This window comes from Paenibacillus sp. Mc5Re-14 (assembly GCF_001049835.1).
In the GTDB taxonomy this organism is placed as follows: Bacteria; Bacillota; Bacilli; order Paenibacillales; family Paenibacillaceae; genus Paenibacillus; species Paenibacillus polymyxa_C.
On the sequence record NZ_CVPD01000001.1, the window covers coordinates 4,288,603 to 4,307,335 of the forward strand.

Annotated in this window: 21 protein-coding genes and 2 pseudogenes; 22 read left to right on the forward strand and 1 reads right to left on the reverse strand. The window is 38.2% G+C overall.

The window, feature by feature from the left end; genetic code table 11:
* Positions 1-123 precede the first annotated feature (123 nt).
* The 13 genes and pseudogenes from BN1546_RS19640 to BN1546_RS19705 all read left to right on the forward strand — a co-directional run bounded on the left by BN1546_RS19640 (position 124) and on the right by BN1546_RS19705 (position 11,542).
* Positions 124-327 (forward strand): helix-turn-helix domain-containing protein, encoded by a 204-nt coding sequence (locus BN1546_RS19640; protein WP_010345194.1) that lies wholly within the window; start codon positions 124-126, stop codon positions 325-327.
* Between the two features lie 192 nt (positions 328-519).
* The gene (locus BN1546_RS19645; protein ID WP_090738657.1) at positions 520-987 is read left to right on the forward strand and encodes a DUF2691 family protein; all 468 of its coding nucleotides are present in this window, start codon (positions 520-522) and stop codon (positions 985-987) included.
* Between the two features lie 200 nt (positions 988-1,187).
* On the forward strand, positions 1,188-1,616 hold the full coding sequence (locus tag BN1546_RS19650) for a hypothetical protein (RefSeq protein ID WP_090738658.1): 429 nt from the start codon (positions 1,188-1,190) through the stop codon (positions 1,614-1,616).
* 441 nt (positions 1,617-2,057) lie between these two features.
* The gene (locus tag BN1546_RS27955; RefSeq protein WP_231124943.1) at positions 2,058-2,516 is read left to right on the forward strand and encodes a hypothetical protein; all 459 of its coding nucleotides are present in this window, start codon (positions 2,058-2,060) and stop codon (positions 2,514-2,516) included.
* Between the two features lie 594 nt (positions 2,517-3,110).
* Complete coding sequence (locus BN1546_RS19660; RefSeq protein WP_090738660.1) at positions 3,111-4,151, forward strand: ABC transporter substrate-binding protein; 1,041 nt, start codon at positions 3,111-3,113, stop codon at positions 4,149-4,151.
* Position 4,152: 1 nt separating this feature from the next.
* Positions 4,153-4,929, forward strand: a complete 777-nt coding sequence (locus BN1546_RS19665; protein WP_090738661.1) for a (2Fe-2S)-binding protein — start codon at positions 4,153-4,155, stop codon at positions 4,927-4,929.
* 109 nt (positions 4,930-5,038) lie between these two features.
* Positions 5,039-6,760 (forward strand): helix-turn-helix domain-containing protein, encoded by a 1,722-nt coding sequence (locus BN1546_RS19670; RefSeq protein WP_090738662.1) that lies wholly within the window; start codon positions 5,039-5,041, stop codon positions 6,758-6,760.
* A gap of 738 nt (positions 6,761-7,498) precedes the next feature.
* Positions 7,499-7,795: a hypothetical protein gene (locus BN1546_RS19680; RefSeq protein WP_249930918.1), complete on the forward strand. Its 297-nt coding sequence runs from the start codon at positions 7,499-7,501 to the stop codon at positions 7,793-7,795.
* A gap of 224 nt (positions 7,796-8,019) precedes the next feature.
* Entirely contained in the window at positions 8,020-8,388 is a 369-nt protein-coding gene (locus BN1546_RS19685) for a hypothetical protein (RefSeq protein ID WP_090738665.1), read from the forward strand.
* A gap of 247 nt (positions 8,389-8,635) precedes the next feature.
* Positions 8,636-8,911, forward strand: coding sequence for a hypothetical protein (locus tag BN1546_RS19690; RefSeq protein WP_058829965.1), 276 nt, complete (start codon positions 8,636-8,638; stop codon positions 8,909-8,911).
* Between the two features lie 163 nt (positions 8,912-9,074).
* The gene (locus BN1546_RS19695; protein WP_090738666.1) at positions 9,075-10,130 is read left to right on the forward strand and encodes an ankyrin repeat domain-containing protein; all 1,056 of its coding nucleotides are present in this window, start codon (positions 9,075-9,077) and stop codon (positions 10,128-10,130) included.
* Positions 10,131-10,578: 448 nt separating this feature from the next.
* Positions 10,579-10,972 (forward strand): annotated as a pseudogene (locus BN1546_RS28530) (GNAT family N-acetyltransferase).
* A 114-nt stretch (positions 10,973-11,086) separates the two neighbouring features.
* Positions 11,087-11,542 (forward strand): NUDIX hydrolase, encoded by a 456-nt coding sequence (locus tag BN1546_RS19705; RefSeq protein ID WP_064962034.1) that lies wholly within the window; start codon positions 11,087-11,089, stop codon positions 11,540-11,542.
* Between the two features lie 234 nt (positions 11,543-11,776).
* On the opposite strand, the gene BN1546_RS19710 is transcribed toward BN1546_RS19705, so the two are convergent.
* On the reverse strand, positions 11,777-12,526 hold the full coding sequence (locus BN1546_RS19710; RefSeq protein ID WP_090738667.1) for an SDR family oxidoreductase: 750 nt from the start codon (positions 12,524-12,526) through the stop codon (positions 11,777-11,779).
* A 239-nt stretch (positions 12,527-12,765) separates the two neighbouring features.
* Between BN1546_RS19710 and BN1546_RS19715 the strand changes: the two genes are divergently transcribed.
* The 9 genes and pseudogenes from BN1546_RS19715 to BN1546_RS19755 all read left to right on the forward strand — a co-directional run bounded on the left by BN1546_RS19715 (position 12,766) and on the right by BN1546_RS19755 (position 18,622).
* Positions 12,766-13,335, forward strand: a complete 570-nt coding sequence (locus tag BN1546_RS19715) for a TetR/AcrR family transcriptional regulator (RefSeq protein WP_090738668.1) — start codon at positions 12,766-12,768, stop codon at positions 13,333-13,335.
* A gap of 524 nt (positions 13,336-13,859) precedes the next feature.
* The gene (locus BN1546_RS19720) at positions 13,860-14,309 is read left to right on the forward strand and encodes a GNAT family N-acetyltransferase (RefSeq protein WP_013372301.1); all 450 of its coding nucleotides are present in this window, start codon (positions 13,860-13,862) and stop codon (positions 14,307-14,309) included.
* An 88-nt stretch (positions 14,310-14,397) separates the two neighbouring features.
* Positions 14,398-14,811, forward strand: a complete 414-nt coding sequence (locus tag BN1546_RS19725) for a GNAT family N-acetyltransferase (protein WP_090738669.1) — start codon at positions 14,398-14,400, stop codon at positions 14,809-14,811.
* A 189-nt stretch (positions 14,812-15,000) separates the two neighbouring features.
* Positions 15,001-15,351 (forward strand): annotated as a pseudogene (locus tag BN1546_RS19730) (hypothetical protein); the annotation flags it as partial.
* 124 nt (positions 15,352-15,475) lie between these two features.
* A complete protein-coding gene (locus tag BN1546_RS19735; protein WP_090738670.1) occupies positions 15,476-16,057 on the forward strand; it encodes a hypothetical protein in 582 nt (193 codons plus the stop codon).
* 212 nt (positions 16,058-16,269) lie between these two features.
* On the forward strand, positions 16,270-16,734 hold the full coding sequence (locus BN1546_RS19740) for a hypothetical protein (protein WP_090738671.1): 465 nt from the start codon (positions 16,270-16,272) through the stop codon (positions 16,732-16,734).
* A 176-nt stretch (positions 16,735-16,910) separates the two neighbouring features.
* On the forward strand, positions 16,911-17,357 hold the full coding sequence (locus tag BN1546_RS19745; RefSeq protein WP_016821705.1) for a hypothetical protein: 447 nt from the start codon (positions 16,911-16,913) through the stop codon (positions 17,355-17,357).
* Positions 17,358-17,550: 193 nt separating this feature from the next.
* Positions 17,551-17,943, forward strand: a complete 393-nt coding sequence (locus BN1546_RS19750; RefSeq protein WP_255305449.1) for a hypothetical protein — start codon at positions 17,551-17,553, stop codon at positions 17,941-17,943.
* Positions 17,944-18,049: 106 nt separating this feature from the next.
* Positions 18,050-18,622, forward strand: a complete 573-nt coding sequence (locus BN1546_RS19755) for a phosphotransferase (RefSeq protein WP_255305451.1) — start codon at positions 18,050-18,052, stop codon at positions 18,620-18,622.
* Positions 18,623-18,733: the final 111 nt, after the last annotated feature.

Here is an 18,733-nt window from a genome sequence, read left to right on the forward strand (position 1 = left end):
ATTAAATATAATTTTATCATACCAAATTATTAAGTCAATACATGTTGAAGATGTTTTTGATATAAAAAATATACTTTCATATAATTAAAGAAAAATTCACTTGATGTGTGAAAGGAATCTCAGATGATTAGTTATAAACCTTTTCAAAAATTATTGATCGACAGGGAGATTAAGAAGCAGGATTTATTGAAAATGACAGGTATCTCGTCTGCTACAATGGCGAAACTCAATACGAACGAATATGTGTCATTAGAAGTGATTGATAAATTATGTGCGGCTTTAGGTTGTCAGCCAGGAGATTTATTGGAACATATAGCAGAACAATGACAGATTAGAATCAAGAATGAATGTTGGTTAATCGAAGAAGTGATTCCATCGTATAACATAATATTCGAGCAGCGGCTCCTTTGGAGCCTTGGTCTGCGAGAAGGATTTCAGGGAAGCATTTCATCAGACAACCCCTTTGGGGTTCATGAATACAGAAACGTTACATGAAATCAGCGTGAAGTGGGTGAATAAATGAATAGAGGCATAAGTTTTGAAATTCCAAATTCTTATGGAAACCATCTTGGAGAGATTTTAAAGCCAATAGATATAACTACTTTCAGTTGGTTTATTGGTGGAGAAGAGTCATATTTTATCGTTGATGATACTTTAGGGGGTAGTCTCTTTCAAGACATGGTTACTGGAATGGATGGAGAAGATCTTAAAAAGATTATTGATTACAACAAGTACTACTTAATATTTGCGAATTTAAAGGCGTATCCAAAAGGAGCAAATATAATAGATGTAATGTCATATGAAGAATATATTGCGAGTGAGTGTCAGATTATTCTTCTTGTGATTGATAGTGTGTACATAACAGTTTACTGCAAAGACCTTGAAAAACTTGAGGACTTATATGATCACATAAAGAGAAAGGGATATAAATTTCTGGAATATATAACTGATGAAAATGATACAAGGACAAGACTATCAGTTTGGTGATTAAAAACAAAAAATGATTGTTGTAAGTAGTTCAAGGAAGACGCTGAAATCTGATAACATAATATTCAAGTTGCGGCTCTAATGGAGCCTTGGTCTGCAGAATGAATTTCGGAGAGGCATTTCAGCAGACAACCTCGTTGAGGTTCATGAATATAGAAACGTTATGTGAAATCGACGATATTATTTAAGAGGTAAGCACAATGAAGATAATAATAAATAAAGAAGAACTTGAAGGCACTTGTTATATTGAAATTTTGCCGGGTAGATATCTTGGTCAATGTTGGAATGATACTTCAATCTTTTTGACCGAAGAAGTATTTGGTTTTATAGAGAAATCAATTGAAAGTGAATATACTACTTATGATCACTATGCTTTTAATGAGATTCAAAAGGAAATTTGGTGGAGAATCCTAGGGAGATTAGAAAGAGTAATAAATCTTCTTGAAGGACAACCCGAAATGAATACACTTAAAGAGCATATTGGCTTTTTCTTTGGATGTAGTGAAGATGAATTTATAAAAGACTATGAAAATAACATTGAAAAACTGAGAAAATTAATTAAAGAATTTCAAACATGGATTAAAGAGCAATTGAAATCCCAAGATTACATTTCAGTATTAGGCATATAGTAAATTCGAGGAAGTTGTTGACATCACATAACATAGTATTCAAGCTGCGGCTCCTTACGGAGTCTTGGTCTGCGGGATGGATTGCGAAGAGGCATTACAGCATACAACCCCTTCAGGGTTCATGAATACAGAAACGTTATGTGAAATCGATAAAACGAAAATTAGAGGACAAAAATGATTGAATTACTTGTGAAGTTTTATAAAAAGAAAGTCACATCTTATCGATTGGTATTTCGGTTTATGAGAATGAAATGCACATTATTGAGAATTTCGTTTTTTCTTTTTATGGTATCGGTTTTACCAATGATTTATGGTTTGTTGATAGGCTTGGTATGGACAGAGTTTCGCACAGTAGGCATATGGTTTTTAATCCTTTTTATTTTTACATTATTGATATTGATATTCATGTTTTCACTAGTGAACAAGAAAGCTAAGATAATTGTGAAACAGAAATATGACATCAATCCGAGTGGTTGGCCTTGGCGAACACCGGAATTTGAAACAATGCAGATAGATATTCTAAAAGAACACTTAAATAGAAATCATTTGTACACAGAAAATAAAATTAAATTACTGATAGAAGGACTTGAGAAAGATATTGAGAAAAGTAAATTCCCTTCTCTTATTAATCCAGGAATATTTATTTCACTCTTTGTGCCAATTTGGATACAGTATCTCACCTTTAAGTACAAGATGATTACAACTGAAGAACAAGCTATTTCAATGTTAGTCGTTAGTACCTTTTCTATTTTAATGATAATTGTTTTAGTGAATGTTATTAAGAGATTTTCCAATGAACTAAAAGAATTAATTTTTATCGATGACAATATATATAAGAAAATGTTGTTAGAAAAACTTGAAGATACATTATTACGTTACAGAGAAGATCAAGATTTATAAATAGCGACTTCACATAACATAATATTCAAGCTGCGGCTCCTTTGGAGCCTGGGTCTGTGAGAAGGGTGTCGGAGAGGAATTTCAGCAGACACCCCTAACGGGTTCATAAATACAAGAACGTTATAGGAAATACTTGATAAAAGGAGAAAGCAAAATGTTTTAGAAATATCTGCGGATGAAAGGGTATTAAAGATAGATGTTTCACCGAAAAAGGCTTATGAATCCAAAGGAACATTTTATGAGTTTCCACATTCAGAATTTAATGAAGAGTACCCACAAATTTATCATACAAACCCCTGTTGTAGTTTCAATGGAACAAATGGATATGGAATGTACATTGACGCAAGAGGTAGGAATCAATGGAAAGAAAAAATGGGAGATTCTTGGTTTTATTGGCTTGATACATTAGACGATGATTATGCAGTAATTAGTAAAAGAGCTGATAGAATTGTAAATGAAGATATAGCGGTTTACATGTCGCATTAGTCCGGCTGAAATGTCGCAAAAGTACATGGTAACGCGATGTGGAGATATATTATACTCGCCTTATATTTCGATAATGAAAATCATTATCATACATAAGGAGGATTCACCATGAATAAAGGAACAAAGAGGCAAGCTGCCGGAAACATGGCACATGCTGACCATAAATCACGATTTTTAATGATCTGGATGCTGGCCCTTGTTCTTGTACTGACGGCTTGCGGTGCCGGAGCAGGTACAAATGGCGGCAATGAGTCTGCTACAACTCCAACGGACACGCCTTCGAATGGAGCGTCTCAGACTGCCGGAGCCTTCCCGGTTACGATCTCGCATATGAAGGGTCAGTATACGCTTAACGAGAAACCAAAGAAAATTGCTGTGCTTGATGTCAAATTTCTGGATCAATTGCTAGCCGTTGGCGAGCAGCCGGCAGGCAGTGTTATCGCTGAAGGCAATAGCACATTTCCAGAATATTTAGGCGATAAGCCGGGTGACGTACAGGTTTTAGGTACACGGGACAAGCCCAATCTGGAAGCGATTGTAGCATTGGACCCGGATCTTATTTTAATGACTGATTTTCAAGAGAAAGAGTATGAGAGTGTAAGCAAAATAGCACCCACAATCGTACTTGACTTCTACGAGGATTGGCGAGATACGTTAGCTACGGTGGCTGCGATCACAGGTAAGCAGGCAGAGGCAGAAACTGTGCGTAAGGCTTATGAGGACAAAATTGCAGGACTGAAGGAGAAGCTGTCGGAGAAGTTAGGAGAGGAAACGGTAGCACTTATTCGTCCGAGAAAAGAAGGCATTCGTGTTCATGGTCTTGAGCATCGAACAGGCGGCATTCTGTATGAGGATTTGGGCTTAAAAATGCCTGCATTAGTCCAGAAGATCAAAGATGATACCTCCGTTGAAATCTCGATGGAGAAAGTTCCTGAGATTGGAGCAGATCATTATTTTGTTCTGTCTGATGAGTTGTTTGCGGCAGAGGCAGAGGCTTTGGATAGCAGTTCAGTATGGAAATCCCTTGATGCAGTCAAAAATAACCGTGCATATGATGTTAATTCTACACTTTGGATCGCTTATTATGGCCCACTTGCAATTAATATTATTGTAGATCAGGCATCGGAAGCACTGTTGGGATCGAATTAAAATGGACCATTATCTATCGACTGATTTATGGCAGCAAACAGTGGATGAACACTCGATTCGGCTTGGTGAGCCGTCTAAAGATAATGTCCGTATTATTGCTTTGAGTCAACTACATGAAGAAGCTGCATGCCGAGAGTATTTAAGCTGGCTTCAAGAGTATATTGGTGCGCCTGACATGAGGGTAGCTGCTTCGATGTTAGCTAAGCGAATCGGCTACCTGTGGATTGCTCCGTTGCTGACCGCGATGACCATTCATCATCAGCATGTTTCTTTTCGGCTAGACAACAGCTTTCTCTATCATCCGACGCTCACAGCTAATGAGGGGGGGACGCATTTTCCTTTTCTAGCTATGAACTGGCTTCGGGCAGAAGCACTAACGGGAGACAGGGAAGTGTGGCGGGAAAAGGTGGTAAAGGAGATGTTTGCGTTACACCTTGCACCGCTGTTAAAGACGCTTGCTGCGATTGCTCCTCTTTCGATGAGTATCCTTTGGGAGAATATCATGATACGCATTGTCCCATTATATACTCGTGAAGTAGACAATGCTGAGCAAGAAAGTCAGCACATCCAGGCAGATTTTTCATATCTGACGCAAGGAGCGCCCGGGCATTTGTTCGGTGTAAAAAGAAATCCGTTCACCCGGTTCACAAAAAATAAGGACAGCATTCCAGCCGTGAAAAGCAAGCGTACCACCTGTTGTTTTTATTACCAGATGTCAGGGGAATATTGCAGAAAATGTCCGAAAATCGACAATGAGAATAAATCTCAATTAAAATGACAACAGCAACAATTTTACTTTTGCTAACAGGCCTGGTTGTAGTTAATTGGTTAAGCCTAGTCATGTGAGTCACTCTAGCAAAGGATGCTATTGTCAGGAGATGAGAGAAATGCCGCTACAAGAACAGACAAGTCTATGGAGTGATACAACGATCAAGATGCTTGACGAGTTTAGCGGTACTTTGCAGACAGGCAGTGTTCTTCGCGAAACGGAATTAACTTCGAATGTGTTGTTGCTGGCATATGGAGGGGAAGGGGAGCTTGCAATGAATGGTGAGGTTTGCCACATTGGAGCTTCTTTTGCTGGTCATGTTGTTAAGGGGACATCCTTAACGCTGACGGCCAGATCAGACGACATTTATTATATCGTGATCATGTACAAGGCTTCTTCCATGGAGGGAGCCTCTCTTGTTTTGCCTTCATATCGCAAACACCCGTTGAGCACTTCATTTGTGCAAAATTCGGTAACCCAAGCAGAATGGATCGAGAATGCAGAAAAAATCGTTGCCAAATGGCGTCGTGGCGAAGGGATGGAACGTTTTCAGGCCAATGCGTTGCTTCAGGGTATGATCTACGAACTGATCATGGATTACGAACGTGGTCAGGGAGGAGAAGCGTCTGACATGGTGGATGTTGTCGCTTCATATATAGCGTCGCATTATCGCCAGAATCTGGAGCTTAAAGAGCTGGCAGCCCTTGCTGGATGCAGCTTAAGACAGCTGCAGCGACGATTTAAACAAGAGAAGCAGCTCGGACTGACTGAGTATGTCATTCAGTTGCGCATGGAGAGTGCATCGCGGATGCTGCGTCACACGGATGCTCCCATCGGTGAAATTGCTGACAGAATGGGCTATCGCGACATGTATTATTTCAGTAGGGCGTTTAAGAAATATTATGGCATCCCTCCGCTGCGTTATAGGCTTGATGCCGCTTCGAAAACAGATATAGACTATGCTCATTCCTTGCAGCGGAACCGCACAGCTTCTTCATATGAGTCGGCCCAAGGCTCGGTGATATGCCATATGCGAGGGGAATACTATGTTATCGGATCTCCGAAGCGTATCGCTGTACTCGATGTGCAATATGCCGATCATTTGCTTGCGCTGGGGCTCTCTCCAGCAGGTAGTGTAGGACTAGCCAATGCAGTGTTACATTTCCCTCAAACGATCAGGGCAGGACTTCAGAATACTGAATTACTCGGAACATATGAGTACCCCGACCTGTTTGCAGTGGAACGACTGTCTCCGGATCTAATTATTTGCACCGAGGTACATGAGCCGCACTATGAACAGTTAAGCCGGATCGCTCCAGTTCTCATGTTTAAGCGCAATGAAAACTGGCAGACTATTCTGACTCTGTTCGGTGAACTGACAGGCAAACGAGAAGAGGCAAAGCGTATTATAGCGGATTATCACCGACGAACCACATTGCTGTCCGAAGAACTTGCTCGCGTTCTGGCAGGCAAGAGCGTGGCACTGATCCGTCCGCTGGATTCTCTGGTTCGCGTGCATTCTGCCTCTCATCGTACAGGGGCTGTGCTGTACCATGATCTAGGTCTGCCTGTTCCGTTATTTGTGGCAGATACCTCTGACACGGCCTATCACATCTCAGTTGACAGACTACCGGCTGTACATGCTAGCCATTACTTCTTGCTTAGCCATGAACTCATGCAGGAGGGAATATCCGCAACAGAGCAACGTGTCTGGGGAATGCTTGATACCGTTGAGCGCCAGCACATACACTCGGTCGATGCCGCGACATGGATCGGCTGTTATGGACCCACAGGCATCAATGGCATTGTGGATCAGATCGCTCAGGCTTTGTTGGCTTGATGGGAGAAGAAGTTGCTACTTGTGCTCGTAGAGATTTTAACAGGAACTAAAGACAGTTCATCTTTGCCTTATGTCATAGAGGGAAAGTTGAACTGTTTTTTTATGGCCAATTCATCAGATAACATCATATCCACGCATCGGAGCCTGGCGGTTCCTCGGTCCGGCAAAGAGGATTGCCAGGGAGTGGGGGCAGGCGGACACATACGCACGGCGGCCGCTCATTTCGTTCGCATAAGTCAGAGGGACATCGTGAACACAGGTAAAATATAGATACAATTGACTCTTGGGTGGGTATGGTTTTCCTTCGAAAAGTGAGACCATGGAAGTAAAAGATGCGATGACTCTAATGTTACTATTTTGGACATCTATTCTTGCATTTTTAACATGCATCAATAACAACAAGAGAAGGTAAAAAATCACCTAAAGGTTAAGAGCCGAAGGAGGAGGGGTTATTACCTGAGACTTAGAAGGGAATAGACCCTCCAAGCCAATTGTACTGACTAGATGTTGACCGTACTTGGTCTTTCATTAAGGGTGTACTAACAGATGAAAAAAGATGAATCAAAGAAAAAATTAGATAAGTGAAGTAAAAAGCAAGTTAGTAAGCAAACTCATATGCGAAATACTATGCAGCAATTTTAAAAATCTATTAAAACAAAAACCAGAAAATGAGGGAAATGCCCAATGATATTACAGGACCTATTTAATGAAAAACCAACTCAATTGTGGAATAAAAGAATGGTTGAATACGGGGATGACCTTTTTACGGAAGAGAAATTATTAATGTCTGATAAAGTCCTGGATAACTATCTAAACCAATTAATATTATTACAAGAAACTAAACATCCTGAAAGTATTATGAAGGCTGTAGAAGAAGTTGTAATTTCTTTTAATGAATTGAATGAAAAGAACGACTATTTTATTGAAACGATGGAGCGTGAAGAATTGGCTGAATTTATAGACAAGGCAGCAAGACTAGCTGGGTTAGAAATTGAGGAAGATCAAGATATTACAGAAGAATGGAGAGAATGGTGATGGTGAATTAAACAGGATTTCTAAGTAGATTCAATGAATTCATGGTACCTTTGTATAAGACATCACATCCAAGCATCGTCGCATTCGCTCCTCGGTTCGGCAGAAGTTGAGAAGCCATGAAGTAGAATCAGCCGAACATATCCGGCATACGCCGGACGTCTTGAATTCAGAAACGTTACGTGAAATCAGCTAGGTATAAAAGATTATATTTAGGAGCAAGTACTATGGAGCGAATTTACAAGCATATCAAGGAATACATAGATCAGGAAATAAAAGATATTTTAACTCGTCAAGAAGTAGAAGAACTTATATATTTACCACTTTCAGTTGGAATGTATCATCACAATTGGAAGTTTGCTCAAGATATATGTCTTAAATCAGCGCAACATGATAATCCAAATGTAAGAGCGAATTCTGTATTGGGATTAGCACATATAGCAAGAACTAAAAAACAGTTAGATAAAAGACTAGTAAAACCAATCATTTTGAAAGAATTAAAAAATAATATAGAACATAAAGGAATAATATTAGATGCTATAAGTGATATAAATTTATTCATGAAGTGGGAACTAGCAAGGAAGCATAATTATTAGTTGGCTCGAAGAAGAACTGACCTCATATAACATCGCATCTACGCTGCGGGCGTTGCCCTTGATTCACTAGAAGTGGAAAGCAGAGAAGCCCGGGATCAACTCACAACCCTGCGAAGCTAAGTCCGTTGGAACCGGCACTTTGCGCCTTAAGCCTCTCGGATTCGTAGATACAAGAACGTTATGTGAAAGGGAAGCAAAAATCAGTTTTTAAAAGAGCTAAAAAAATCCAAAAGAGGGGGGGAGTACAATGAAGTTTAGCTATAAGAATTTCTCCTGTGACACTGAGATTTATTACAAAGATAAGGACATAATAGTTAGATTTTTCGATAGCTCCAAAGAACAAGAAGAAGATGACATAATAAATTTAGTTATAGTTGACCCTGGGTATGGCTATCTTTGTTTGAAATATAAAGGAGATGCAGCACTCTTAAGTGGATTTCTAGATGAAGATGTTTTCTCATCAGATGACTATATAGATGCAGCAATTAGTTTTATTGAAGTCTTAAGTAATTCCGTCGTATAACATAATATTCAAGCACGACTCCTTCGGAGCCTTGGTCTGCGAGATGGATTTCAGAGCGCAATTTTTATTAATACTACAGAAATTAAAAAAAGATGGTAAAATGTGGAGTTTATATGGTGATGAAGAAAATTTATAAACTCTGACATAAGGAGAGAAAATACATATGGGTAAGAAGAAAAAAAACCTACCGAAAAATTTTGATGAACTAATTAATGTAGGTGACATATCAGCACTAAAAGAGGTATTTACCCGATGCGAATTGGATGCCCGTGGCGGTTCTAGTAAATCAACAGCCTTGTGCTTTTACCAAGTACCGAATGAATTGGTTCGCTGGCTCGTGGAACAGGGTGCTGATATAAATGCTAGAGACAATTACGGAAAAACGCCTTTGCACAAACATGCAATGAGTTGGTGTGGTAATACTGAGTTGCTGCTTGATTTGGGTGCAGATGTAGAAGCCGTTGATTATCAAAACGAGACTCCTTTATTTGCCGCTGCAGGTTCATTTAAACCAAAGGTGGTTTACACGTTGGTTACTAAAGGCGCAAATATCAGCGCAAAAAATAAGATGGGACAGACTCCATTAGAGAAAGCTTTGGCATTGTGCAAAAACGCGGATATTGTCAATACGGCGGAAGTTGCCGATATTTTGCTTAACGCTGGAACAACTGTAACGCCGGAAATGAAAGATTCTATTAAGCGAATCGGAAATAACTTTGAATTTCACAGAGAAGGCTTTAATAAAGAATATTTGAATCAAACCGATGAGGCACTTTTACGTCTATATGAGCTATTTGATGTTCCCCCAGTAGAGAAGCGAAAGACGCACGACGGCGTCTCTTCAATAATAGTATCAACAAAAGGATGGCAGGCGCAACATAATGAACTCTGGAGTTTACTAATTCCTTCAAAGGGACATGCGAAAACCGTACAAGGTGAGGTTATCCGTATTACTGGTAAAGTGTCATACGAAATTTTAGATAATAGTGGTATTAACTGGGATAACCAATATCGTAAAATGCTCAATAGTTTGATACATTACTTTAGCTTGGGTACACCATTAAATCCCGCTTCACTTAAGGAAGCAGTAACATTAGTGAAAGAACTTCATAACGGAAATGGTAGTGATGAACCTGCGAGACTGTGTGAACTGGCAGTGCATTGGGTACTCAGCAATCCGAATCCTATTACTTTGGAAGAGCCTGAATATAAGCGATAATATAGTTCGAATTATCACCGTATATAATAAGCTTTTTTACGCAAATACATTCCCTTTTTCTAAGCACTTTCTAACTAAGAAAGAGGGATATTATTTTAATTCAATACAATAAGAAATGTAAAGAACCAAGTAAATAAAGTAATTAATGAAGTGCGTTGTAGAGTAACTCGAAGAAGGCAATCATTATCTGATAACAATATGTTCACGCTTCGAGGCTTAGGCCCCTTGGTCTGCTGGAGACATTTCGAAGAAATCGTATCAGGCTGACAACCCTGCACCACTTAGCTGCATCGCAGCCAGTCGCTCTTCTCCTTTAAGGTGTTGAGGATTCGTGAATACAAGATCGTTAGACGAAACCCGTGCAAGAAAAAAATGGAGGTATGTTTGGTGCTGACATTAGAAAAAGCTAGAGAAAACTAGAAAAAATGATGCACAAAAACTTGCTGAAATACAAAAGGCCAGTTTTGAGGATGAATCAAAGCATTTTAATAATAATGAAACCGTTGGGCCAATAGAATATGACTTAAGTTGGCAAGAAGACATGATGCAAAATTGCGAATATTTCAAGGTACTCTTTAATGGAGAAATAATAGGGGGCTATGATATTTGTAGAATGTAATCAAGTGCATAATCTAGAAAGGATCTTTATTGATCCCAATTTTAAAAATCAAGGAATCGGAACAAAGGTGATGGAGAAAATTGAAAGTAAATTTCCAGACAGCACTGAATGGTGGCTGGATACTCCTAGCTGGAGTATGAAGAATCATCACTTCTATTCAAAGTGTGGGTTTACTAAGGTTAGAGAAGAAGGTAACTTATATATTTTTAAAAAGACTCTATAAACTTATTTTTGTGACTTAATCAGAGATTCACAATTATCATATAACGTTAAATTCAAGCAGTGGCTCCTAACGGAGCCTTGGTCTGTTGAAGGATCTCAAAGGGGCGTGAAGATATTGAATTACATAAAAGAATTAAGAGAGTTAGTAGGTACCCGACCTATAATTATGGCAGGAGCATGTGTGATACTCATAGATGATGTGGGACGATTACTATTGCAACAAAGAACTGATAATGGTCTATGGGGATTACCAGGAGGTTCAATGGAGCCTGGTGAGAGTATGAAGGAGGTTGCAAGCCGGGAACTTTTTGAAGAGGTAGGCTTAGAAGCTGAAGAGTTAGAATTACTTGATATATTTTCAGGCCCGGAACTTTACTATCGATATCCTCATGGAGATGAAGTATATAACGTAGTTGCAGCTTATATATGTAAAGAATACAGTGGAATAATTAGAGGCGATGGAAATGAAGTACAAGATGTACAATTTTTTGATTTAAACAAGATACCCAATCAAATAAGTCCTCCTGACCTACCGATAATAACAAGATTTTTAAATGAAGTAAGATCATGAAAATATAAATCGAGGATGTCCCCGACATCACCTAACAAAGGGCTGCTTGAACTTCGGGAATACCCAACATTATGTGAAATCAACAAAATTATTTAAGAGGTAAACATGGGTGTTACTGCTTGGCGTTTTTTCTTACTTCACGAGCAAGTTGCAATAAAAATGAACATGAAGTAGACGGAACTGAGTGTTTACTTCATGTTCGCCTAAATTTTTGAGAATTGAATTACAGATGGATCAATGGATCTTTGGAGGTTCAGAATTCATCGTATCGTTAAGCTGAGTCACAAAAACACCTTCGTTCGGGCCAGGGTTATTTCGAAACATTTTCGCTTCTTCCACCAAAACTTCGTCTGTATCCGTGCCAAGTATCTTTATTGTTGCATCAATGAATGAATCAAGTGGCATCGCACGCGGTTCATCGTTGTTGCTTTGAACCCATGGGGGCACAATTTCTATTACTTTTACCGATGTGTCTTTAAGCATGTACCTTTGGGACAGCGTATAGGTGTGAAGTGCTGCCTTCGTCGCGGAGTATATAGCAGTTGTCGCTAACGGTACAAATCCAAGTATTGAAGTCGTGTTGATGACAACAGCTTCTTCTTTGGCCTTCAAATGCTCGATGAATGCAGAAGTCAACCGAATGGGGCCAAGCAAGTTTGTAGTGACAGTCGAAATCAAAACATCCTCATCGATCACGCCCGCCGCGTCATCGGACTGTATGATGCCGGCGTTGTTAATCAAGACATTAACATCCGGGTATTCTTCGATTAACTGCTTGGCGGTCGCCTTTATGCTGGCAGGATCTTGTACATTCAATTCCACTGCGGACATGCCGGGATTCGCTTTGATCGTCTCCTCCAGACGCTCTTTACGTCGACCGGAGATAATAACTTTATTTCCAAGATTGTGGAGAGCTTCTGCTAACGCACGTCCAATTCCCGAACCGCCGCCTGTAATAAAAATCGTGTTTCCTGTAAGTTTCAATTTTTAAACCTCCTAATTCAATATGATTTAAATCATTCAAAAGATTGTAAAACAATAGATTTCATGATTACAGCTCCTCTAGAATTGAACATATGTTGAATCATCAACATAAATTTTATAAAGTGAATGTATCAGAGCGGTATGTGGGGTTCAATGGTTAAAACAAGCGTGGTTGTTGATTTTTCAACAGAGGACTTCGAAATGTTCATTTTTTCGGATGGTACAAAGGGGAGAAGGATATGGACAGGCGTATTCAAAAATCGAGGCAAGCCATTATTGATGCTTTTATGAGGCTGATGTCAGAAAAGGAATTCGAGAGAATTACGATCAATCAAATTGCGGAGGAAGCGAATGTCAATCGCGGAACGGTTTATTTGCATTTCGCTGATAAGTACGATCTGCGCGATCAATGCATGGAAGCTCAAATTAACGAGTTACTACGTAATTGTATGTCTGAAGATAACTTCTTTCATCTCCCTTCCAAAACCGCACTACTGCGTACGTTTGAATATTTGGAGCAGCATGCTTCATTCTACTCTATAATGCTGACGAACAAGGGAAGTACGGTTTTTCGAAACCAAATAGAGACAATGTTCCGGCAAAGTCTGTGCGAGCATCTGGATTCGATCAACCTCGATCAGGATATGAACAGGGACATTACGGTGCAATTTTTAATTTCAGCGGCAGTGGGGGTATTGGAATGGTGGATTACCCGTTCGATGCCGTATCCGGCATCGGTCATAGTTGAACAATTTTGGAAATTGCTGAATTGTGGTGTCGAGGGAAACGAACCAACATCGTCCATTTGAGTCTCTAAATTTGAGGCTTTTTTGAGGCTGGCACCCATAATGAAGAGAATTCAAGTTGCATCTCTAATGGAGCCTAGGTCTGCGAGTTGGGTTTCGAAGAGGGATTTCAGCAGACAGACCCTTTGGGTTCATGAATACAGAAACGCTATCAGAAATTCTTGAATTACTAAAAACATAATAATTAGATCTCAAAAGTACTAAAAACTATAGTATAAAGAACGCGAAAGATCTGAGGTCATTTTATGGATATACTCTTTGCCAATTATGGGATTAATATCATTCGAAGAGATGCATATGAACTAATAATCAAACTACAAAATGAAAAAAGACTATATAAGAAATTTCGCTAATAAAAAAATTGCAGATTGATTTTGAATGCATAGTGAAGAAGTTCGGTAACTTCTGATAACATAATATTCAAGCATAAGAATCCTCACGGAGCCTTGACCTGCTGGGATGGAGTTCGAGGAGGCGTTTCAACAGACAACCCTGGAAAAAATAAAAAGACAATGGAGGTATGTTGGGTGTTGACATTAGAAAAAGCTAGAAAAAATGATGCTCAAAAACTTGCTGAAATACAAAAGGCCAGTTTTGAGGATGAATCAAAGTATTTTAATATTAACGAAACCGTTGGGCCCATAGGGTATGACTCCATAAGTTGGCAAGAAGAGATGATGCAAAATTGCGAATACTTCAAGGTACTCTTTAATGGAGAAATAATCGGGGGAGCTATGATATTTGTAGAATGTAATCAAGTGCATAATCTAGGAAGGATCTTTATTGATCCAAATTTTAAAAATCAAGGAATCGGAACGAAGATGATGGAGAAAATTGAAAGTGAATTTCCAGATAGCACTGAATGGTGGCTGGATACTCCTAGCTGGAGTGTGAAGAATCATCACTTCTATTCAAAGTGTGGGTTTACTAAAGTTAGAGAAGAAGGCGACTTATACATTTTTAAAAAGACTTTATAAACTTATGTACTGTACAACGTTATGAGACATCAATGCTAAGTGTTACCAAGAAGATATTTAATGAAAAGCGTGAAAGGGAGGATTTACAATGCAGATTGATTTTGCAATTGAATCAGATTGCGAGTATATCTCGTTAAGAGACAAGCACATACATAAAACACTGATAAGACCAAAAATAAAAGAAAATGAAATCCTAATAATCAGAGAATCCAATCAAGAAATAGGTTGGATGAGATACGGTTTTTTTTGGGACAACACACCATTTATGAATATGATATGGATAGATGAGGAGTACAGAGGAACAGGTATTGGTAAAAAAGTTGTCCAGTATTGGGAAGAATTAATGAAACAAAAAGGATTTGAAATGGTTATGACCTCAACACAGTCGAATGAAGGAGCTCAACATTTTTATAGGAAGCTTGGGTATAAAGATGCTGGATGCTTAATGCTTGAGAACGAACCTCTGGAAATAATATTGACAAAGGAGTTGAACAAGAATTGACGTTGAGGAAATCATTGAAGGAAGTGACCTTTAAAATATAATATTCAAGCTGCGTCTCCAATGGGGCCTAGGTCTGTGAGTTGGGTTTCGAAGAGAGATTTCAGCAGACGCCCCCTTTGGGTTCATGGATACAGAAACGTTAGATGAAAATCACCATGTAAACCAAGTTAAAAAGGAGTGGAGGATAGTATGGCGAACACCATTTCATTACCAAAACAATTAAATGATGTAGTTGAACCCATAGGTATGTCAAATGGATTAACATCAGTCTTTATTGAAGTTCTAGTTATTAGCGGATCAGTACTAGCTAAAACGAATCGAGAAAAAGAATTAATTATTTGGCTAGCACAAAGGGATCAGTCTGTAGTTGGAATAGGAACAGTTGGTTTTGATATTGATGAAATGCCTTGGACTATAGACTCTTTTGAAAGTGAGAAAGATTTTATACTAGATACTATTTCAAATGCAGCAGATGGCTTAGGGTGGGAGAAATTAAGCTATAAACTACGACAAGATTGGGTTGTTAATTGTTTGAATCAGGTATTTCATAAAAGATGGTAACAATCATATAACACAATATTCATGCTTCGGGTCATGCAGAGCTCTTGGTCTGCCAGAGAGATTTTAAAGAAGCCAGAGCAGACAGCAACCCCTGAGGGAGTTCATGAATATAAGAAACATTAGGCGAAATATGGTGGTCATACAACAAGTTCAGGGAGAAACCATGAAAATATCCTTAAATAAAGTAGAGAAAAATAGACTTGATGTGCTGTCAGTAGATATGGAAATTGACATAAGAAAAGAATACAAAAATATAACAAGACATTCTGGGCGAATGATCCATGTTATTGATTGGAGGATAGCTTTATATATAAACGGAAATAAGTTGGATGAAGATGAAGTGTTTGTTGAAGAAGAATTTTTAAAATCATTAATTATTCCAGGAAAGTATCCTATGTTCACTTGTACTTGCGGTATATTTGGTTGTGGGGGATACTATGTTGAAGTCAGTCATGAGGATGATAGATTGTTTTGGTTAACTGAGCAATCGCCTTTTAAGGAACAATTCGTTAAGACTTCTAATAAATTTGCTTTCTCTTGGGACCATATAATCGATTTTTTAGAAGAATTAATACATAAATTCGATGATCTAAAGAGCATAATGATTACGCATGGCTTGAATTTTCATTATGATGTAGAAAGATATAGAGAAATAATTAAAGAGATAAAAGAGCGAGCAAGTTAGAATAATGCTTAAAGCGGATTCGAAAAGTTACAATGCTTCGCCTAACAAGGTCGAGGCAAGGCGATCCTTGGTTTTGGGAGCATCAGGCGATGAAGTGAATGTCGGGAAGCCCTGCACTGATTCACCGCATCACGCCAGGCCTTCGGCCTTTAAGCCAGTGAGGTTTGTGTATGGAAACGCTATGTAGTCATTGCCAATAAGGAGTGATAGAAATGAAATACCATTTTTTTGCTACCCTTTCTATAACAGAGCTGATAAATTATCCTGACGATGATAACGACTATTTTGAAGGCCATTTTTTAATTAGAGAAATAGTAAGTATTTTGAGAATTGATTTTCCAATAAAACAAATTTACGAGAGATATTTTAATGATTCAGTTAATACTGGTGATGTGCTTTTATTTAATTCAAAAAAGGATTCAAGCCATTTTATACTGATAGATACATTTAAAGATCCATATGATCAATTAGATTTGATTAGAATTGGAGTTCAAATTACTTCAAATGATATTGATAAAATCAGAGTACTATTCAGACAACTTTATGATAAGTCTAGTATTTTTATTAATTACCATGAAGGACAGGGAATTTTGAATAACCTTTGTGCACCGACAATGTATCCAAAGCAAATTTCAATTAATAATTATAAGTATGAGCAACAATTGAAGGTTTATTAGTTTAATTGTAGATGGTAATGAAAGCACAGAACATAATATGCACGCTGCGGTGAGGCTCAGACGAACAACCTTGTCCTAACTTGCCACATCGCGCCGACTACTCCAGTGGTGCGGGTTCGTGAATATAAGAAGGCTAAGTGAAATCTATGTAAGATAATTAACAAGGAGAGGAACCAATGACAACGATAAATACTCTACAAACTAAACTTTCCAGCCGATATGATGAATTTGACCCAGAACAAGATGGAAATAAAAATACAAAGTTTGCAGATTTAATTATTGATGGAAGATCACTTTACCAAATGCTCAAGAAACACGATCTGGTTCCATCCTTAGGATGGGGAAGCGAAGATCAACAAAAAGAAATGATTCAATACTTTTTACTAAAGAAACCACATGAGCATATGTACTATAGATATCCAATACTTGTATGTCCTTGGTGTGGAGATGAAGAGTGTGGTTATATCTCAGTGAAAATTGACAGGGAAGAAGAAATTGTAATATGGAAGGATTTCAAATTGGAGCATGAGAACAAACCAATAAATATAGGTCCCTTTTATTTTGAATGGGCAAACTATGAAAGAGTCATTCATGATACTTTTGGAATAATAGATACACAATAATGTACATTGATTCGAAGAATCAAAGACATCACTTAACATCATATTCAAGCAGCATCTCCTATGATACCTTGGTCTGCGAGATGGATTTTGAGAAGGCATTTCAGTAGACAACCCCTTATCCGCTAGTTGTTGAAAAAGTAGAGGAACGTTATGCGAAACCTCATTAAATTAAATATGGTATGGAAGTGAATTGATGGAGGGACCAACCATAACTTGTAAAAGTATAGGCGTATATGCTCATGCACTTACAAGGGGCAATAAATACATCGTAAAAAAAGAAGATGGGGACAAGTATAAAATTATTGGAAACCATGGAAAAGCAGTTTGGATATCAAAAACTCATTTTATTGAAGGAAATATAGAAGTGCCTTATTTAGAAAGATGGAAGTTTGATGATGATCCAAAGGAGTGTGATTTGGTAGAGGTGACCCTTACTTTTTCGGATGGAAGTGAACGATGGAGTTTGGTGACAACCCCTCAAAAATTAGTAAATTACTTTGAAAAAGAAATGGAAATACCAGGACATAATATTAAACATCTAATTATAGCGAGACAATGGACCACGATGATATTGAAAAAATATTAAAATATTTAGAGGCCAATGATGAATTAACAGAAGCAAGCAAGGCGTTTGAATGTTAATTTGGAGAGAGCAAACGCAACGTCTTGTTGCTTGAAGAAAGGGACAAATTATGATAGGTGAATTACTTGGTATTGGTAATACTGCAAGTGTCTATGAATGGGGGAAAACCGAAGTAATAAAGATTTTTCATGATCAAAGCCGCTCAATGCACGAGGCAAAAAAGGAAGCAAAAAATGCTGAGATTATAAATAACTTAAATCTTAGAGCACCTAATTATTCTGGCCTTTTGGAGTATGAGGGCACGTCGTGTCTTATTTATGAAAAAATTTATGGGCCAACAATGCTAAAACAAATAGAACCAACGAAATTAAGTGTTTCTCATTATGCTAAGCTAATGGCGCAACTTCATTTTGAATTACATAATATTGAGATCAAATTTAATTCAAATCTAAAAACTGAATTAACCAACAAAATTAATACTGCTGAAGTGATTAAAGAATATGAGAAGCAAATTGCTGTAGATGTTCTTAATGTATTGCCTGAAGGTAATGCACTTTGTCATTATGATTTTCACCCCGGCAACATTATCCTTTCATCCAATGGGCCTATAATTATTGATTGGATGAATGTTTTGGTTGGTAATCAAGCGGCAGATGTTACTAGAACTTCGATGATGATATAATCACACGCACTACCGTCTAATGCTCCCAGTTGGATAATTAAGAGCGAATATCGTGAATTTTTTAATAGAGAGTATCTAAGAGAGTATTTAATGCTATCTGGAATGAACCCA

Excerpts from the sequence above, each read along its gene's own strand:
- BN1546_RS19650 (WP_090738658.1), top strand. The coding sequence starts at position 1,188 with ATGAAGATAATAATAAATAAAGAAGAACTTGAAGGCACTTGTTATATT.
- BN1546_RS19725 (WP_090738669.1), top strand. The coding sequence starts at position 14,398 with ATGCAGATTGATTTTGCAATTGAATCAGATTGCGAGTATATCTCGTTA.
- BN1546_RS19740 (WP_090738671.1), top strand. The coding sequence starts at position 16,270 with ATGAAATACCATTTTTTTGCTACCCTTTCTATAACAGAGCTGATAAAT.
- BN1546_RS19755 (WP_255305451.1), top strand. The coding sequence starts at position 18,050 with ATGATAGGTGAATTACTTGGTATTGGTAATACTGCAAGTGTCTATGAA.
- BN1546_RS19715 (WP_090738668.1), top strand. The coding sequence starts at position 12,766 with ATGGACAGGCGTATTCAAAAATCGAGGCAAGCCATTATTGATGCTTTT.
- BN1546_RS19645 (WP_090738657.1), top strand. The coding sequence starts at position 520 with ATGAATAGAGGCATAAGTTTTGAAATTCCAAATTCTTATGGAAACCAT.
- BN1546_RS19695 (WP_090738666.1), top strand. The coding sequence starts at position 9,075 with ATGGGTAAGAAGAAAAAAAACCTACCGAAAAATTTTGATGAACTAATT.
- BN1546_RS19745 (WP_016821705.1), top strand. The coding sequence starts at position 16,911 with ATGACAACGATAAATACTCTACAAACTAAACTTTCCAGCCGATATGAT.
- BN1546_RS19660 (WP_090738660.1), top strand. The coding sequence starts at position 3,111 with ATGAATAAAGGAACAAAGAGGCAAGCTGCCGGAAACATGGCACATGCT.
- BN1546_RS19690 (WP_058829965.1), top strand. The coding sequence starts at position 8,636 with ATGAAGTTTAGCTATAAGAATTTCTCCTGTGACACTGAGATTTATTAC.
- BN1546_RS19670 (WP_090738662.1), top strand. The coding sequence starts at position 5,039 with ATGCCGCTACAAGAACAGACAAGTCTATGGAGTGATACAACGATCAAG.
- BN1546_RS19735 (WP_090738670.1), top strand. The coding sequence starts at position 15,476 with ATGAATATAAGAAACATTAGGCGAAATATGGTGGTCATACAACAAGTT.
- BN1546_RS19680 (WP_249930918.1), top strand. The coding sequence starts at position 7,499 with ATGGTTGAATACGGGGATGACCTTTTTACGGAAGAGAAATTATTAATG.
- BN1546_RS19640 (WP_010345194.1), top strand. The coding sequence starts at position 124 with ATGATTAGTTATAAACCTTTTCAAAAATTATTGATCGACAGGGAGATT.
- BN1546_RS19685 (WP_090738665.1), top strand. The coding sequence starts at position 8,020 with ATGGAGCGAATTTACAAGCATATCAAGGAATACATAGATCAGGAAATA.
- BN1546_RS19665 (WP_090738661.1), top strand. The coding sequence starts at position 4,153 with ATGGACCATTATCTATCGACTGATTTATGGCAGCAAACAGTGGATGAA.
- BN1546_RS19750 (WP_255305449.1), top strand. The coding sequence starts at position 17,551 with ATGGAGGGACCAACCATAACTTGTAAAAGTATAGGCGTATATGCTCAT.